Genomic DNA, 15,076 nt, shown 5'->3' with positions numbered 1-15,076 from the left:
CAACCATCGCAGGCGGAGACTGCGATCCTTAAAGTGGATTGAAGGTTTAGGAGATCGCATATTGCGTCGATTGTTGCGCTGCCGCATATTGACCGCCCGCGATTTTTTCTATCTGTGACAACCACAGATAATAGCAAGCGTGTGTAGTTGATGTTGAACTTGGCCGATTTGGTGCACTTCTTCAAATATTGCTGAGAGATCATGACAGTTGAAATTATCGGACGCGCAAGCGTTGCCCCTGGGGCGGGTTCGATCGAAGAGCTGCAGCTTATCCTCAAGGAGGGACGTTGCACTGTAAGCCGTATACCAGAGGAGCGCTGGGATCTTGCGCGCTTTTGGCATCCGGCTGTGGGTGTTCAGGGAAAGACCTATAGTTTTGCAGCCGGCGTCTTCGATAATGTCTACGCATTCGATCCTGCGGTCTTCGGACTTTCCCAGCGCGAAGCGATGCAGATGGACCCGCAGCAGCGCATCCTTTTGAATATCGTCTGGCGTGCCTTGGAGGACGCAAACCTGCCGATCGACGGTTTCGAGGGGCAGCGGGTCGGCGTCTATGTTGGCGCGTCCTCTCTTGAATATGGCAACCTGACGCTGGAGGACCCTGCCTCGGGCAGCCCGTATTTCATGACGGGCAACACGCTCTCCATCGTTTCCAACCGCATCTCGCACATATTCGGATTGCGCGGGCCAAGCATGACGATCGACACGGCCTGTTCGTCGTCGCTGGTGGCGCTCGACCAGGCGGTAAAGGCGCTGGAAGGTGGAGAGATCGATACTGCGATCGTCGGCGGCATCAATATTCTGCTTAACCCCATGTCCTTCGTGGGCTTCGCGCAGGCGCGAATGCTGTCGCCGGAGGGGCTTTGCCGTGCCTATGACGACGATGGACGTGGTTACGTTCGCGCGGAGGGTGGTGCGGCGATCGTATTGCGGCGCACGGACGTTGCACTGCGTGAGAAGGATCGCAGCTATGCCAGGATACATGCCGTAGGCGTCAATTCTTCGGGACGCACCAACGGCATTTCCATGCCATCCCGTGAGGCGCAGGCTGCCTTGCTTCAGTCGATCTATGAAGGGCGCAACATCGACGTCAACCGCATCGCCTTCATCGAGGGGCATGGAACGGGCACGAAGGTCGGCGACCCCGCCGAAATATGGGCGATAGGCGAAATCATCGGGCGAAATCGACGTGCGCCGGTGCCGATCGGTTCTATCAAGACGAATATCGGCCATACCGAACCCGCATCCGGCCTCTTCGGTCTTTTGAAGGCCGTCATCGCGTTGGAAAACAATTTCCTCCCGGCTTCGCTGCATTTCGACCATCCGAACGAGAACATCGATTTCGAAGGCTTGAATGTTCGGGTCAACACATCGACGATCGAGCTTCTCCCGGCAAAGCAGGCACGTTTTGCCGGGATCAATTCCTTCGGTTTCGGTGGAACCAACGCTCACGTTGTCATTAGCGATCCCGATCCGATCGCACCGCCGGAACCGCCGATGCGCGGCGAGGGGGTCGTTTTTGCCGTCAGTGCTCATACGGCGTCCGCTCTCTCGAGCCTGCTTCAGGAATACAGGACCCGTCTTGAAGCGGCAGAGCCCAAGGAGGCTCGCCAGATTGTAGCTTCTGCGGCTGCCAATCGTGAGCCGATGCGCCATCGCTTCGCAGCCCGCGCCAGGGATGGCGCGGCGGTGCTTGCCGCCATCGACGCTCATCTGTCGGGCGAGAATTCGATTGGCGAGGCAGGCGAAGCGCCAGCCCAGGCCGCCAAGATCGCCTTCGTCTTTTCCGGCAACGGGTCGCAATGGGCGGGAATGGGCGTTGGTGCCTATCAGGAAAACCGCCATTTCCGGCAGTGTTTTCAGTCTTTCAGTGCGCTCTTCGAATATTATCTCGGCGAGAAGCTTACCGATGTTCTGATCGCTTCGGATCTTTCCGTACGGCTGGCCGATACCAAGATCGCCCAGCCGTTGCTATTTGCGATCCAGGCGTCTCTTTCGGATTGTCTCTGGTCCATGGGCGTCAAGCCGGATGCAGTCTTCGGTCATTCGGTCGGCGAAATCGCGGCCGCCTATGCCGCCAAGGCGCTGACGGCCGCCGAGGCGGTTGCAATCGTTGCGAAGCGCTCACTGCATCAGGATCTTCTGGCCGGTGAAGGCAAGATGGCAGCCGTTGTCCTCGGCGAAGACGCCGCGCTGGCCTTCGCGAAATCCCGGGGCCTCGACAACATATACATCGCGGCAATCAACGCGCCGAATTCGGTAACGATCTCCGGTCCGGCCGATGAGATAGAGGCCTATCGGGATGCCGCGCGCAAATCCCAGATCGTCGCGCATGTTCTGGATATCAATTATCCGTTCCATCACCCCATCATTGATCGCGCCAAGGAGGCGTTCTTCGCGGACCTGCCCGATCTTGCGCCCGACAGCGGAACGGGGATCTTCATTTCGACGGTAACGGGCGAACTGCGCGATGGACGCCTGCTCGATACGCAATATTGGTGGCGTAATGTTCGCGATCCCGTGCTCTTCAAGGCTGGCTGTCAGGCCGCTATCGCCATGGGATGCAATCTTTTCATCGAAATTTCGCCGCGCCCGATCCTGTCCAATTACGTGGCGGAGATCGCCAAGCAGGCATCCGTTCAGGTCATTGCGATCCCGACCCTGTTGCGGGAGCCAACCGTGGCCGGCCACGACCCGGTTTCGCAGTCGTTTGCCCGCGCAGTTGCCAACGGTGCGCCGGCGCTCCGCGCGCGCGGCAGCGCCACGCGCAACGCCTTCGTCAATCTGCCACCTCTGCCTTTCGAGCAGGTGGAGCTTCGCACCCATCCGACGACAGACGAGATCGACATTTTCGGGCGCGATCACAAAAGTCCCTATACGCTGCTCGGCTGGCGCACCGACCTCAATGGTTCGAATTGGAAGAACCACCTCGACGCTCGCCTTTTCCCGGACCTTGCCGAACATGTGGTTGATGGCAAGGCAATCATGCCCGGTAGCGGCTTCGTCGAAATCGCCGTAACGGCCGCGCAGCGCTACTACGGGACGGATGAGGTCGAAATCAGCAACCTCGAAATCATCCGGCCGCTCGAATTATCCCAGGATCGAATGGCCGAACTCTCGACCAGTCTGTCGCCGGAGACCGGTGACATTGAAATCCGCTCGCGCGAACGGCTCAGCCATGACGAATGGACGGTTCATGCGGTCGGTCGCTGCCGCAAGCCGCTCGCGGGCGAGGGAAGCAGCAGATCCATCGATCGCTCCGGCAAGGAGCGCAAGTCCACACTGACCGCTGATGTGACTTACGAAACGGCGGAACGTTTCGGATTGCACTATGGCCCGCATTTCCAGCTCCTGTCGAAAGCAGTCGCATTTGGTCATCATGTGATCGAAGTGGATTTGAAGCCCGCCGCCCTGCCGTCCCACCCTTTCGCCGCGTATAATCTCAACCCGATGTCGGTCGACGCGGCATTTCACGGCCTCGTCGCATTGTTCGATCAGTTCTCCGGCGATGAGGCCGGGGCGCCCTATATTCCCGTTCACTTCGGTTCGGTGAGGGTTTTCGGCAAGGGAAGGTCGATTGTCAAAGCCGTCATCGAGATCGAGCGTTTCAGCGCGAATTCGATCAAGGCGCGTTTCACCTTGTTCGACGCAGATAACAAGGCGGTTGCCGCTCTCGATGATTGCCGTTTCCGCCGCACGCAGTTGCGTCGTAGAGCGACGCTCGATTCCGTTGCCTTTCATTATCAGAGCCTGCCCTCCGCTCTTTTTGCCGGCGGACGGAAAGCCGGTGCCGATACGCGGCGGATTGCAACGCAGCTTATCTCCGATGAGAAGCATGCGCCGAACAATGCGAGCCTTCTTCTCGATGCCGCAATCTATCGCGCCTGCCATGACATTGCGCTGAAACTTGCCGACCGCAACGGCACCGTCGTGTTCGCCGGCCTCCCGGGCGATCCCGAGTTCCGGTCTTTCCTGGTCAATTGCCTTTATATTCTGGAAGACGCCGGCATCGCCGAAACGGGGGATGGCAAGTGGTTTGTTCCGCTGGGGCCGACACTGCCTCCCGTCGCCGAATTGCTGCAGGAGATCTATCGGGAGGACGCCGGGCGCGTGGCCGAGAGTGTCCTCGTTGGCGATGCCTATCGCGAGACGCTCGATCATCTGGCGATGATACGGCCGCATGTGTTGGCCCGTGAGCCGGCAGCTCATGGAACAAACATTCCGGGTGGTGCGACGCTTGAGCACGTGCTCGTTCATTCTCCCTTGAGCGAGAGACGGCTTTCGATGCTCGCGGAGGCTCTGGCTTCTGCTATCGATGCCGATGCAGGGGCGGTCGGATACGTTCTGGAGATCGGTTCTGTATCGGCCGCTTTCAGTCGAAAGCTGGCGACGATTGCCGCGGCTGCCGGTGCGAGCCTGGTGATTGCCGAGCCGCGCGAGCAGCCGCGCCGGGCATTGGAAATTGCTTTCGAGCGCGATGCGCATGTCATCGTGGTCGATCCGGCCAAGCTGACAGACGGTCATGTAGCCGACATCGTGGTCGCGTCCGGCGATCAGAGCCAGTACCTGATGCGCCACAACGACGATATCAAGCGGATTGTCCGGACGGTCGCAGGCCGCGGCGCCCGGTTGCTGCTGGCGGATCGTGCGCCGAGCGCCTTCAACGATTTCGTCTTCGGCCTGTCCGAAGGCTGGTTTGCCGATAGCCAATCGCCGGAATTCCCGGTCGGACGGCTTGGCACACGAGAGCAGATTGCGGATCTCCTGGGTAGTCTGGGCTTTGCGAAGCCTTTTGTCCGGGAGCGGATTTTCCCCGAGGGGGCGCTTGTGACGGCGTCGGCCGTGTCCGAGTCGCAACTGGCGGCTATCACTGCCACAGACGCCGCCGAACCGATCGTGCTCCTTTCGGAGCAAGGCAGGAAAGACCTCGGCAAGCTTGGCAAAAATATAACGGTCGTTGATCTTGCTGCACCGTCCCTGGATCTTGCGAGTGCCCTCGATGTGATCGACCGCGAGAGCGGTCGAGTCGTCTATCTCGCCGGCACGACGCGCGGCGATGCGGCGGAACGTTCGCTGTCGCGTCTCTCGATCCTGACTGAATTGGCGAACCTGTTGTCGCAGAATGGCGCCGGAGCACGGGCTCGACTGGTCATCGTGGCGCCCGGCGGCTCGCCGCTGTCGGCCGGTCTCATCGACGAGGCCAATGCCGGCCTGTGGGCCTTTGGCCGCGTCCTTCAGAACGAGTATGACGCCTTTGACGTGCATCTGCTGGATACCGATGCGGATCGAATGCTTCCCCTCGTCGATTCCCTGATGACGGCGGAAACGAATAATGGAGAATGGTTCCAGGATCGCACGACCGGAAAGGTCCGCGAAATCCGGGCTGCCGCCGGCCCCTTTGACGCCATCGACGCCACTCGCCGCGATTTCGCTGCCGCAACGATCCGGCAGCATGTTGGCGGCCGCCTGGATAGTGTCGCCTGGGAGGAGATGAACCCTCCCGCGCCCGATGAAGGCGAAGTTGTCGTCTCTGTCGAGGCAACCGGCCTCAATTTCCGGGATGTCATGTGGGCGATGGGCCTGCTGCCCGAAGAAGCGCTGGAGGATGGCTTTGCGGGCGCCACGATCGGCATGGAGTTCGCAGGGCGAATTCTCGCCGTTGGCGATGCCGTCGATGACCTCAAGCCAGGCGACAAGGTGATGGGAATCGGGCCTGCCGCGTTCTCGACCCATGTCCGGGTCCGCCGTGATGGCGTGACCAAACTGCCGGAGCAGATGGAAACCGTCGCTGCCGCGACTGTGCCGGTCGCTTTCCTGACCGCCTATTACGCCATGGTCGAACTCGGCCGCATTCAGCCGGGTGAAACCATCCTGATCCACGGAGCTGCCGGCGGCGTCGGTCTGGCGGCGCTCCAGATCGCCAAGCTCAAGGGCGCCAAGGTGATTGCCACCGCCGGCACGGTTGAGAAGCGCGGCTTCCTCGAAATGCTGGGCGCCGATCATGTACTCGATTCCCGCTCTCTGGATTTCGTTTCCGGCGTACGGCGTCTGACGGGCGGTGAAGGTGTCGATCTCGTTCTCAATTCGCTCTTTTCCGAGGCGATGGAACGCAGCATCGAGCTGGTCAAGCCTTTCGGCCGCTTCCTGGAGTTGGGCAAGCGCGACTATTATGCCGACCGCAAGATCGGCCTGCGCCCGTTCCGCCGCAATGTCAGCTATTTCGGTATCGATGCCGATCAGCTTCTGGTCAACGTACCCGACCTCACCAGGCGCATTTTCACGGAAATTGGCCAACTCTTTGCCGATGAGAAGCTGACGCCGCTGCCGTACCGCGCCTTCGCTCATGACGAGATCGGCAACGCCTTCCGATTGATGCAGAATGCCGGCCACATCGGCAAGATCGTCGTGCGGCCGCCCGTTTCGGGCGTCGACACCGTCTTGCGGGCGCCTGCGAAATCCCTGCGCTTCGACGCCAAAGGCATTTTCCTGATTGCGGGCGGCATTGGCGGCTTCGGCCTGTCCGCTGCCGAATGGCTCGTTTCGAAGGGTGCGCGCCGTATCGCGCTGTGCTCGCGCCGAGGCATTGCCGATGCTGAAACGAAGAAGGCGGTGGCGGAATGGGCAAAGCGGGGTGTCGTTACCACGATGCACGCCTGCGATATTACCGATACCGCCGCGGTCGAGACGTTGCTGGCTTTGCTCCGCGCCGAAGGGCCGCTGAAGGGTATCATTCATGCCGCCATGGTTCTGGACGATGCGCTTCTCGCCAACCTGACGCCGGAACGCAATCGCCCCGTTCTCGACGTCAAGATCCGCGGCGCTGAAATCCTCGATTGTCTGACGCGGGACGACAAGCTGGAGCTGTTCCTGCTGTTCTCCTCGGCAACGACCATGCTCGGCAATCCCGGTCAGGCCAATTACGTCATGGCGAACGGCTATCTGGAGGGCCTTGCGCGCAGCCGCCGTGCTGCCGGAAAGCCCGCGCTTGCCGTCGGCTTTGGTGCCATCGCCGACAAGGGCTTCCTTGCCCGCAACATCGAGGTCAACGACCTCCTCTCCAAGCGTATCGGGAAAGCGGCGCTCAAGGCGCGCGATGCACTGGAACAGGTCGAGCGCTACATGCTTGCGGATAGAGGCGCCGTCGATGCCGCGGCGGTCATGATTGCTGAAATCGACTGGAATGCCGTTCGCCTGTTGCCGATTTCCGGCCGGGCGCTATTTGAGCCGCTCATGCGCCATGCAGGCAGCCATCAGGCACTGAACGAGGGAGACAGCGTCGACCTCAAGGAACTGATCAAGGGCAAGTCGGAAGAGGAAGCCCAGGCCGCGTTGCATGCGCTCGTTGCTGCGGAGATCGCTGCCATCTTGCGTGTGACCGAAGACACCGTGACGCCCGACAAGGTCCTGAAGGATATCGGCCTCGATAGCCTGATGGCCATGGAGCTCGGCATGAGCTTCCAGCAGAAGACGGGATTCGATATTCCGTTAAGCGGAGTCGGCGAAGGCACGACCGTCGGTGATGTCGTCAGCCGCTTGCGCGATCGTGTCATGAATCGCAACGGCGACGAAGCCGCCGGCGACACGGCAGGCGATGACGGAGTGGTGCAGCGCCTGGCGCGCAGCCACGCCGCGGAAGAGGAAAAAAGGGCGATCCAGTGACAATGCATGATGCCGATGGTGGCAAGCCGGCGGGGCAAAAGAGCAAGCTGCTCGAAGAAATGCGCCGTGTCGGTGAATCCTCCGGCCGCAACAGGGCCGAACGTCTCAACAGGCAGCCGCAGTCACAGCCCCGCCAGGCGGCTCGCTTCGAGGATCTGCCCGAATATAAGCGCGTCGCAACGCAGCGCATGGCGGGCGAATTGCTCGGTGTTGCCAATCCCTTCTATCGGTCGCACGACGCAGCCGCGGGAGCGACGACGCGTATCGGTGGCCGAGAGTTTATCAATTTTGCCTCCTACGATTATCTGGCGACCAATACCGACCCGCACGTCGCCACGCGCGCCAAAGAGGCGATCGACCGTTTCGGAATCTCGGCTTCGGCCAGTCGCCTCGTTGCCGGCGAGCGGCCTGGGCATGTTGAACTCGAACGCAAGCTCGCCAAGGTCTACGGCGTCGATGCAGCCGTCTGCTTCGTCAGCGGCTATCTGACCAACGTCGCCGCGATCGGCTGTCTGATGGGGCCGCAGGATCTGGTGATCCACGACGAATTCATTCACAACAGCGCGCTCGCCGGCATCAAGCTTTCCGGCGCGGCACGGCGGCTGTTTCAGCATAACGACGTGGAAAATCTCGAAACCATCCTGAAGACGCTGTCGTCGGATTTCCGGCGCATCCTCGTCATCGTCGAAGGCATCTATTCGATGGATGGCGATATCGCCAATCTGCCGGCGCTGCTGGAGTTGAAGGCGCGCCATGGCTTCTGGCTGATGGTCGACGAGGCGCATGCGCTTGGCGTTCTCGGCCAGACGGGGCGCGGCACTTTCGAGCATTTCGATCTCGATCCACGTGAGGTCGATATCTGGATGGGCACGCTGTCGAAGACGACGTCGAGCTGTGGCGGTTATATTGCCGGCAGCGCCGCGCTTGCCGATATTCTGAAAGCGGAAGCCGGCGGCTTCGTCTACAGCGTCGGTCTTTCGCCCGTTCTCGCCGCCGCTGCCATTGCCGGTCTCGATATTCTCCAGTCCGAACCGGAGCGAACCCGGCGTCTCAGGCGCAATGGCGATCTCTTTCTCGAACAGGCCAAGGCGGCTGGCCTCGATACGGGCCTTAGCATGGGCCATTCGGTGGTGCCCGTCATTGTTGGTGATTCGCTTCGGGCGGCGCAGCTTTCGAACGATCTCCTGGCAGAAGGCATCAATGTGCTGCCCATCATTCATCCGGCAGTACCGGAAGGCATGGCGCGCCTTCGCTTCTTTATCACCTGCAATCACACCGAGGAGCAGATCTGCCACGCAGTCGCGCTCACGGCGGAAAAACTCAAGAGCTTGAAGGATCGCAACTTCGGCCTTGCTTCGCTGGATATGGACAAGATGATGCAGTTGCTGCCCATGGCCCAGGCTCCGGGCGGCTCATAAGTTCGGGGCGATCGTCTGATGCACGTTATCGTCACGGGAGGTTCGAGCGGAATTGGTCTGGCGATAGCGAAGCTTTATGCGGCCAGAGGGTATCGGATTTCGCTTCTTGCCCGTCATCCGGGACGTCTTGAGGAAGCGCGCGCCGAGATTGCGTCGCTCCCCGGTGTCGATGCTGCTTTTGTTCAGGCGATCTCTGTCGATGTGGCCTCTGCCGCTCAGATGGCGGAGACGGTGAGGTTCTGCGAGGCGTCTTTCGGCCCTTGCGACATCCTTATCGCCTCTGCGGGGATCGTCGAGCCCTGCGCCTTTGATACCATGCCGACATCGGTTTTTGACGAGCAGATCTCCATCAATTTTCTCGGGACCGCCAATGCGGTTCGTGCTGTCTATAGCGGCATGAAAAGCCGGCGCAGCGGCCGGATCATGATGATCTCCTCGGGCGCCGCCTTGATCGGCATCTTCGGCTATACGGCCTATTGCGCATCCAAATCTGCGTTGGCGGGTTTTGCCGAGGCCTTGAGCGCCGAGGCCGCCGCTTCGAATGTGCAGATTTCCATCTGTTTTCCACCCGATACGATGACGCCGCAATATCGCCGGGAGATCTCTCTCAGGCCGCGCGAAGCGGAGCTTTTGATGGGAACCGTCAAGCCGTGGAGCGCGGAAGCGGTCGCGGCGAGAATCGTCCAAGGGGTCGATCGCGGCAGCCGGAGAATTCATTTCGGATTTTCGCTGACAGCGCTCGCTTTTTTCGGGCCGCTGATAAAGCCGCCGCTGCTATGGTGGCTTTCGCGCAAGACGCGCAAAATATCTGGTGAACACGCAGATCACGGCCTTGCCGATGTCACGGAGCAAAGCTTTGATCGCGATAAGTAATATGAACCGGGTATCGGTGTTGCGCTGTCGGCGAAACAGGTGCAAGAAAAGGTAAGTCAGGGAATTGGCGGCCCATTCCTCGCGGATAAGGGAAATGCTGCACAGGCAGCGGGCATTTGGATGGCGCAATCTTGAAGCTTCATGATTTTCCAGTTCTTTTGACGCTTGCCTGCCTTGCGTTCTCCTGCGTCATCGTTTTTTTGACCGATCCTCTGGCGATGCCGGCGGCCGTCAATGCCGAAAATCGCACGAAAAGAGACTGGCGGCGGATGGCCTTTGATTGGGCTGCAAGGATTCCGGTCATCATATTGATCTATGCCGCCTTCTTCGCCATTTCCTGGCGCCCGATCTACAGCACGCAGGCCGTCATCAGCTTCTTCGTCATCTTCACCGGGATATCGAGGGCGAAGTTCGAATTCATCCGCGAGCCTCTGGTATTTTCCGACATCGCGCTCGTCGTGGATGTCTTCAAATACAAGGAGATCTTTTACGCGACGTCGCTGAACATCGTCTTCTGGATCATCGCCGTCGCTTACGTCTTCGGTCTCAGCGGCCTCTATATGTATCTTGAACCTTCGGTTCTGCCGGCGTCGAACGGCTTCCTTTGGATTCTATTGATGCTGGCCGTAGCCTTCGCGCCGTGGCTTGCCTTGTTCAGCCGGGTCATCAGTGAACCCGTCTGCCGATTCACGCAGAAGTTTCTCGGCAGGGTTGACGTCAAGATCGATACGGTGCGATTTGGCACCTTCGCCTCGGTCGTCTACCACTTCGTCATCTGGGTCGGCGTCAGGCGCGAGGCAATCGTCTCGGAATTGTCCGGACGCTTCATGTCGGCGCTTCAGGAACTGTGGGAACACGGCGAAGACGAACCGCTCATCGTCATCTGGCAGTCCGAATCCTTCATCGACCTCAGGCATTTCGGGGTCGACAACATCAAGCTTCCGAATCTCGACCGTCTTCGCGAGCAGGCCGCGCAGTGGGGTCGCATGACCAGCGTCTTCGAGGGCGGTTATACGCTTCGAACCGAATTTGCTGTCTTGAGCGGGCTGCTGCCCGAAAATGTCCATATCGATGCGAGCTATCCTTATCTGCGCGCCAGCCACTACAAGGACGTCGTCTGGCCCGCGCGGCTGAAGAAGGCGGGCTGGAAGACGCAGTTCATCCACCCCTATGACAAGACGTTCTTCCTGCGTCACAAGGCATTGCCGCAGCTCGGTTTCGACCGGATGATGATGCTGGACGAGTTCGATCACAATCCGGAGCGCGACGGCCCCTATGTCAGCGACCTCTCGTTGACGAAAAGCGTGATTCGCACGATCGACGATGATGGTACGAGCAAGAATTTCCTCTTCGTCGCATCGATGGCGAATCATGGCCCCTGGGAGCCGGGCCGTTGCGGCGACCTCGTCAATCCGGTGGATATCTATGGCGAGCTCCTGATGCGCGCCGATCATGCGCTCGGCAATCTTGCCCACCATCTCGATCGGTTGGATCGCCCGGTTTGGCTGCTCTTCTATGGTGATCATGCGCCCTTGCTGAAGGCATTTGCGGATCCGTTCCCCGACCCGCGAACCGATTATGTCATCGTTCCCCTCGGCCGTGCGCGCGCCCATTCACAGAAGCCGCAGCCGTCGCAGGAAGAGGCGCCCTGGAACCTGATTGGCACGTTGCTGCGCTATGCCGGCCTTGCCACCGAGGTTCCGGAGTGATGGCTGCCGGGGAGGGTGCGGCGCGTCCGCGCGTCTTCCTGTTCCTGCAGGGACCGTCCTCGCCGCTGTTCGTCGAGATCGCCAGGAGACTGGAAGTGGCCGGCAGCCGTTGTATCCGCATCAATCTCAATGCGGGAGACTGGATTTCCTGGCGCTGGCGCAATGCCAGCAACTATCGAGGCAATTTTGCCGGCTGGCGCGCGCATGTCAGGCAGCGAATCGCGTCCGAGGGCGTCACGGATTTGATTCTCCATGGCGAGGAGCGTCCCTATCATCGGGTTGCCATCGAGGAGGCCCGAAGCGCCGGCGTTACCGTCAATGTCGTGGAGATGGGATATTTGCGGCCGGACTGGGTGACGCTGGAGCGTGGCGGCCTTTCCTCCAATTCGCACTTTCCGACCGATCCTGCCTATATATTGAACGCGGCGTCCGACCTGCCGGAACCGGATTGGAGCCGCCGCTACCGCCAGACTTTCCTCGCGGAAGCGCTTTACGACCTCGCTTACTATCTCCCGACCGTCTTTCTGTGGTTTCTCTACCCGGGTTATCGGCGGCACGGCCTCTACCATCCGTTGATGGAATATGCGGGATGGCTGAGGAAGCTTCCCGGAAGCGGCAGTCGGGGGCGAGAGGCGGATCGCGTGATCGACGATCTGATTGCGGGCGGCACGCGATTCTTCGTCTATCCGCTGCAGCTTCAGACCGATTTCCAGCTCCGGGCGCACTCGCCCTTCCATCGGCAGCAGGATGCCATCCGGCTGATTCTCCGTTCTTTTGCCCAAAACGCGGCGGCCGACATGCATCTCGTCCTCAAGGTCCATCCGCTCGACCACGGGCTGGTGAATTGGGAGAGCTATGTCGATCGCATCGCCGCTTCGTGTGGCTTATCGTCCCGCGTCAATCTGATCGATGGCGGGAGTCTCGACCGACTGACCGCCGCGAGCCAGGGCATGGTCACCGTCAATTCGACGGCGGCGCTTTCGGCCCTGCAGGCGGGAAGGCCGGTCAAGGCGCTGGGAGCGGCGGTCTACGACATGGATGGCCTCAGCGACCAGGGTGATCTTGATCGGTTCTGGCTGGAGCCGGCACCGCCTTCGCCGGAGCTGCTTGGCGCGTTCTTTCGCCTGCTTGCCGCCGCAGTGCAGGTGCGCGGCAATTTCTGCTCCAGGGCAGGGGCAGACGCCGCCGCGCAGCAGATTGCGGAAAGACTATTGTCGCAAACGGTCAATTGCCCTGATGCCTACTTCGATCCTCCGCCGAGACCGCGGCCGGTGAAGCTTCATGTGTCGTAAGAACAACGAAATACAATGGCAGAAGAATCGACAACCTGATGGACGTGCAGGCTGAAATTGACAACGCGACGACTTACATGTGTCCTGATGTCGAACTCAGCGCGGCGATTCGACACTGGGAATGAATGCGGATAACGGTTTGCCGGGAGCAGACGCCATGGATGACAGCAAGATGGAACGATTCATGTTGAAGGAGCTGCTGATAATCATAGCAGCGCTCGTCCTTGTTTCCGTGGTGCTGCTGGCAGTCATCATTCTCGGTAATTACTGAGCCTTCGATATCACATACCAGCGGCTCGTTGGGATGGCATGATCCGCAGGCGGCTATCGGGCCGATGATCGAACCCGCGAGAATCGACCGAGCACCGCAGAATCTGGAAGCTCAAATTTCTTAAAAGCCTCCGACTGGTTCATTGAATTTATTCTTGAAAGCTAGAATGAACGATGCTGCATTTGTTGCGGCAGCTGAGCCTGTCGCGATTTCAACTGAGCTTCCAAGGGAAATCCTGCGCTTCTGCGTCCTGATTCGACGTCAAATTTTCGTGTTCTCTCCCATTATGTCGGCGACAGGCGGGCGGCTCGGCGGGCTCGGGCTGTGCCGATATGCGCCCGCGCGCAGCTGAGCCGTTGGCCGCGGAGATAGGAAAGACGCCGGCGGCGCGCTATGAGTTGAACGATGTTGAGGTGGTTTCCTATGAGATCCGTCCTCATTGCCAAGAAGATGTGCCAGGAAATCGGAGACCAGATAGTGATCGGTTGTTTGCCGCCATTTCTTCTGCTGCTGATCGGAGGCGTTATCGGGGCTCTTGTCGGCGGGAAGTATGGCGCGGCCTGGGGCGGTGGCGTCGGCCTCATTCTCGGCCTGGTCCTGATGGTCGCCCTGGTTGGATTGTTGAGGAACGCGCGTCACCGATGATTGTCGCCTTGAGCATGGCGTGTCTGCCCTTAGCTCAAGGTCGGTCTATTCTCACGACACTTGCAGAAGCGGCAGGCTTTGTAGCGATCACCGCCAAAAAGATCGAATCGCGAGCGCGAAGCCCGGTACCGAAGTCGAATCGAGCGAATGTCGGGATATCGCCATAGCCTGAGAGAAGGTCGGCAATGCCGGATAGGGGGCTTATATTCTTGGCCTTAGGCGCCTTGCCGGAAATACGAAACTCATTGCCGGACACAGGCGACAACATAAAGCCTTGCGGCACATAGTTTCCAAAATTTCAAAGGGATAGAATGGTGGGCGATGAGAGACTCGAACTCCCGACATCCTCGGTGTAAACGAGGCGCTCTACCAACTGAGCTAATCGCCCTTAAGCGAAGCGGGTCATTGGCCCGTCGCGTTCGGTGGCCGTGATCTATGCGGAACGCGGACAAACCGCAAGAGTGTTTGTGAAGATTTTTTGATTTTTTTGAATTTTGCGCATCGCCAGCCGCAGTCATCCACATGGGGAGATGGGAAGCCTGCCGGATTGTCTCTGTGGATATCTGGCGTTGATGAAATGCGTGAGGCGGGAACCTGCCATGTCAAATCGCCGGAACGGAAAACTGCAGGAAGGCTTGTCCAAAACAATTCGCACTCTGTCATCGATTTGTATTCAAACCTGCTTGACACCCAAACACGAACCCCGTAGTTAGCCGCTCATCGAACGGCGAGGGCCGCTTTGATGGGTGCGAAAGCATCCGGAATGCTTGAAATGAAATGCGGGTGTAGCTCAGTCGGTTAGAGTGCCGGCCTGTCACGCCGGAGGTCGCGGGTTCGAGCCCCGTCACTCGCGCCATTTCAATGCAAATTCCGGATTGGCGCTCGGCTGAAAGGCCAAACAATGCGCGGGTGTAGCTCAGTCGGTTAGAGTGCCGGCCTGTCACGCCGGAGGTCGCGGGTTCGAGCCCCGTCACTCGCGCCATTCTCCCAAGCCATTACAATCATACATCAATTTTTTGCGATTGCGAAAAGCCTGTTTCGGCTTTGCGCCGATTTGTCGCGTTGCCGTCGCAACACATTGATATCTACCGCTCGACAGTACTCCGAAGGACAGATTCAAAAGGCTTGCGCGCGCGCTCCGGCTGCGCTAACCACGGCTTTGTTGCAACGCTCTTTCGCTTGCTGGGCATTTGCTCACATGCGCCGCCC

At 59.7% G+C, this 15,076-nt stretch carries 7 protein-coding genes and 3 tRNA genes; 9 read left to right on the top strand and 1 reads right to left on the bottom strand.

The features are described from left to right. Positions 1–201 precede the first annotated feature (201 nt). The 7 genes from BJ928_RS00470 to BJ928_RS00445 all read left to right on the top strand — a co-directional run bounded on the left by BJ928_RS00470 (position 202) and on the right by BJ928_RS00445 (position 13,867). Positions 202–7,659, top strand: a complete 7,458-nt coding sequence (locus BJ928_RS00470) for a type I polyketide synthase (protein WP_047627066.1) — start codon at positions 202–204, stop codon at positions 7,657–7,659. A 2-nt stretch (positions 7,660–7,661) separates the two neighbouring features. Continuing rightward, the gene (locus tag BJ928_RS00465) at positions 7,662–9,077 is read left to right on the top strand and encodes an aminotransferase class I/II-fold pyridoxal phosphate-dependent enzyme (protein ID WP_047627065.1); all 1,416 of its coding nucleotides are present in this window, start codon (positions 7,662–7,664) and stop codon (positions 9,075–9,077) included. A 15-nt stretch (positions 9,078–9,092) separates the two neighbouring features. Then, the gene (locus BJ928_RS00460) at positions 9,093–9,950 is read left to right on the top strand and encodes an SDR family NAD(P)-dependent oxidoreductase (protein WP_052227444.1); all 858 of its coding nucleotides are present in this window, start codon (positions 9,093–9,095) and stop codon (positions 9,948–9,950) included. 131 nt (positions 9,951–10,081) lie between these two features. Beyond that, the gene (locus BJ928_RS00455; RefSeq protein WP_120296442.1) at positions 10,082–11,659 is read left to right on the top strand and encodes a sulfatase-like hydrolase/transferase; all 1,578 of its coding nucleotides are present in this window, start codon (positions 10,082–10,084) and stop codon (positions 11,657–11,659) included. Next, positions 11,659–12,951 (top strand): capsular biosynthesis protein, encoded by a 1,293-nt coding sequence (locus BJ928_RS00450; protein ID WP_047627063.1) that lies wholly within the window; start codon positions 11,659–11,661, stop codon positions 12,949–12,951. Before BJ928_RS00455 ends, BJ928_RS00450 begins: the two co-directional genes overlap by 1 nt. A gap of 437 nt (positions 12,952–13,388) precedes the next feature. Next, positions 13,389–13,574, top strand: a complete 186-nt coding sequence (locus BJ928_RS38500) for a hypothetical protein (protein WP_147413878.1) — start codon at positions 13,389–13,391, stop codon at positions 13,572–13,574. Between the two features lie 71 nt (positions 13,575–13,645). Beyond that, positions 13,646–13,867 carry a hypothetical protein gene (locus BJ928_RS00445; RefSeq protein ID WP_147413877.1) on the top strand — a complete coding sequence of 74 codons (222 nt, stop codon included), beginning with the start codon at positions 13,646–13,648 and terminating at the stop codon, positions 13,865–13,867. Between the two features lie 312 nt (positions 13,868–14,179). Here BJ928_RS00445 and BJ928_RS00435 read toward each other — a convergent pair. Further along, a tRNA-Val gene (locus BJ928_RS00435) sits at positions 14,180–14,255 on the bottom strand. A gap of 391 nt (positions 14,256–14,646) precedes the next feature. Between BJ928_RS00435 and BJ928_RS00430 the strand changes: the two genes are divergently transcribed. Together BJ928_RS00430 and BJ928_RS00425 are read left to right on the top strand one after the other, a co-directional pair. Beyond that, positions 14,647–14,723: transfer RNA gene (locus tag BJ928_RS00430), tRNA-Asp, on the top strand. Positions 14,724–14,772: 49 nt separating this feature from the next. Continuing rightward, a tRNA-Asp gene (locus BJ928_RS00425) sits at positions 14,773–14,849 on the top strand. The last annotated feature ends 227 nt before the right edge of the window (positions 14,850–15,076 follow it).

It is taken from the genome of Rhizobium sp. WW_1 (assembly GCF_003610155.1).
GTDB classification, from domain to species: Bacteria; Pseudomonadota; Alphaproteobacteria; order Rhizobiales; family Rhizobiaceae; genus Rhizobium; species Rhizobium tropici_A.
The sequence above is the reverse complement of the archived record's forward strand: the minus strand, read 5'-3'. Positions and strand labels throughout refer to the sequence as shown.

What these genes read in the sequence shown, in the direction of transcription:
- BJ928_RS00450 (WP_047627063.1), top strand. Translation starts at nt 11,659, where the DNA reads ATGGCTGCCGGGGAGGGTGCGGCGCGTCCGCGCGTCTTCCTGTTCCTG.
- BJ928_RS00465 (WP_047627065.1), top strand. Translation starts at nt 7,662, where the DNA reads ATGCATGATGCCGATGGTGGCAAGCCGGCGGGGCAAAAGAGCAAGCTG.
- BJ928_RS00470 (WP_047627066.1), top strand. Translation starts at nt 202, where the DNA reads ATGACAGTTGAAATTATCGGACGCGCAAGCGTTGCCCCTGGGGCGGGT.
- BJ928_RS00445 (WP_147413877.1), top strand. Translation starts at nt 13,646, where the DNA reads ATGAGATCCGTCCTCATTGCCAAGAAGATGTGCCAGGAAATCGGAGAC.
- BJ928_RS38500 (WP_147413878.1), top strand. Translation starts at nt 13,389, where the DNA reads ATGAACGATGCTGCATTTGTTGCGGCAGCTGAGCCTGTCGCGATTTCA.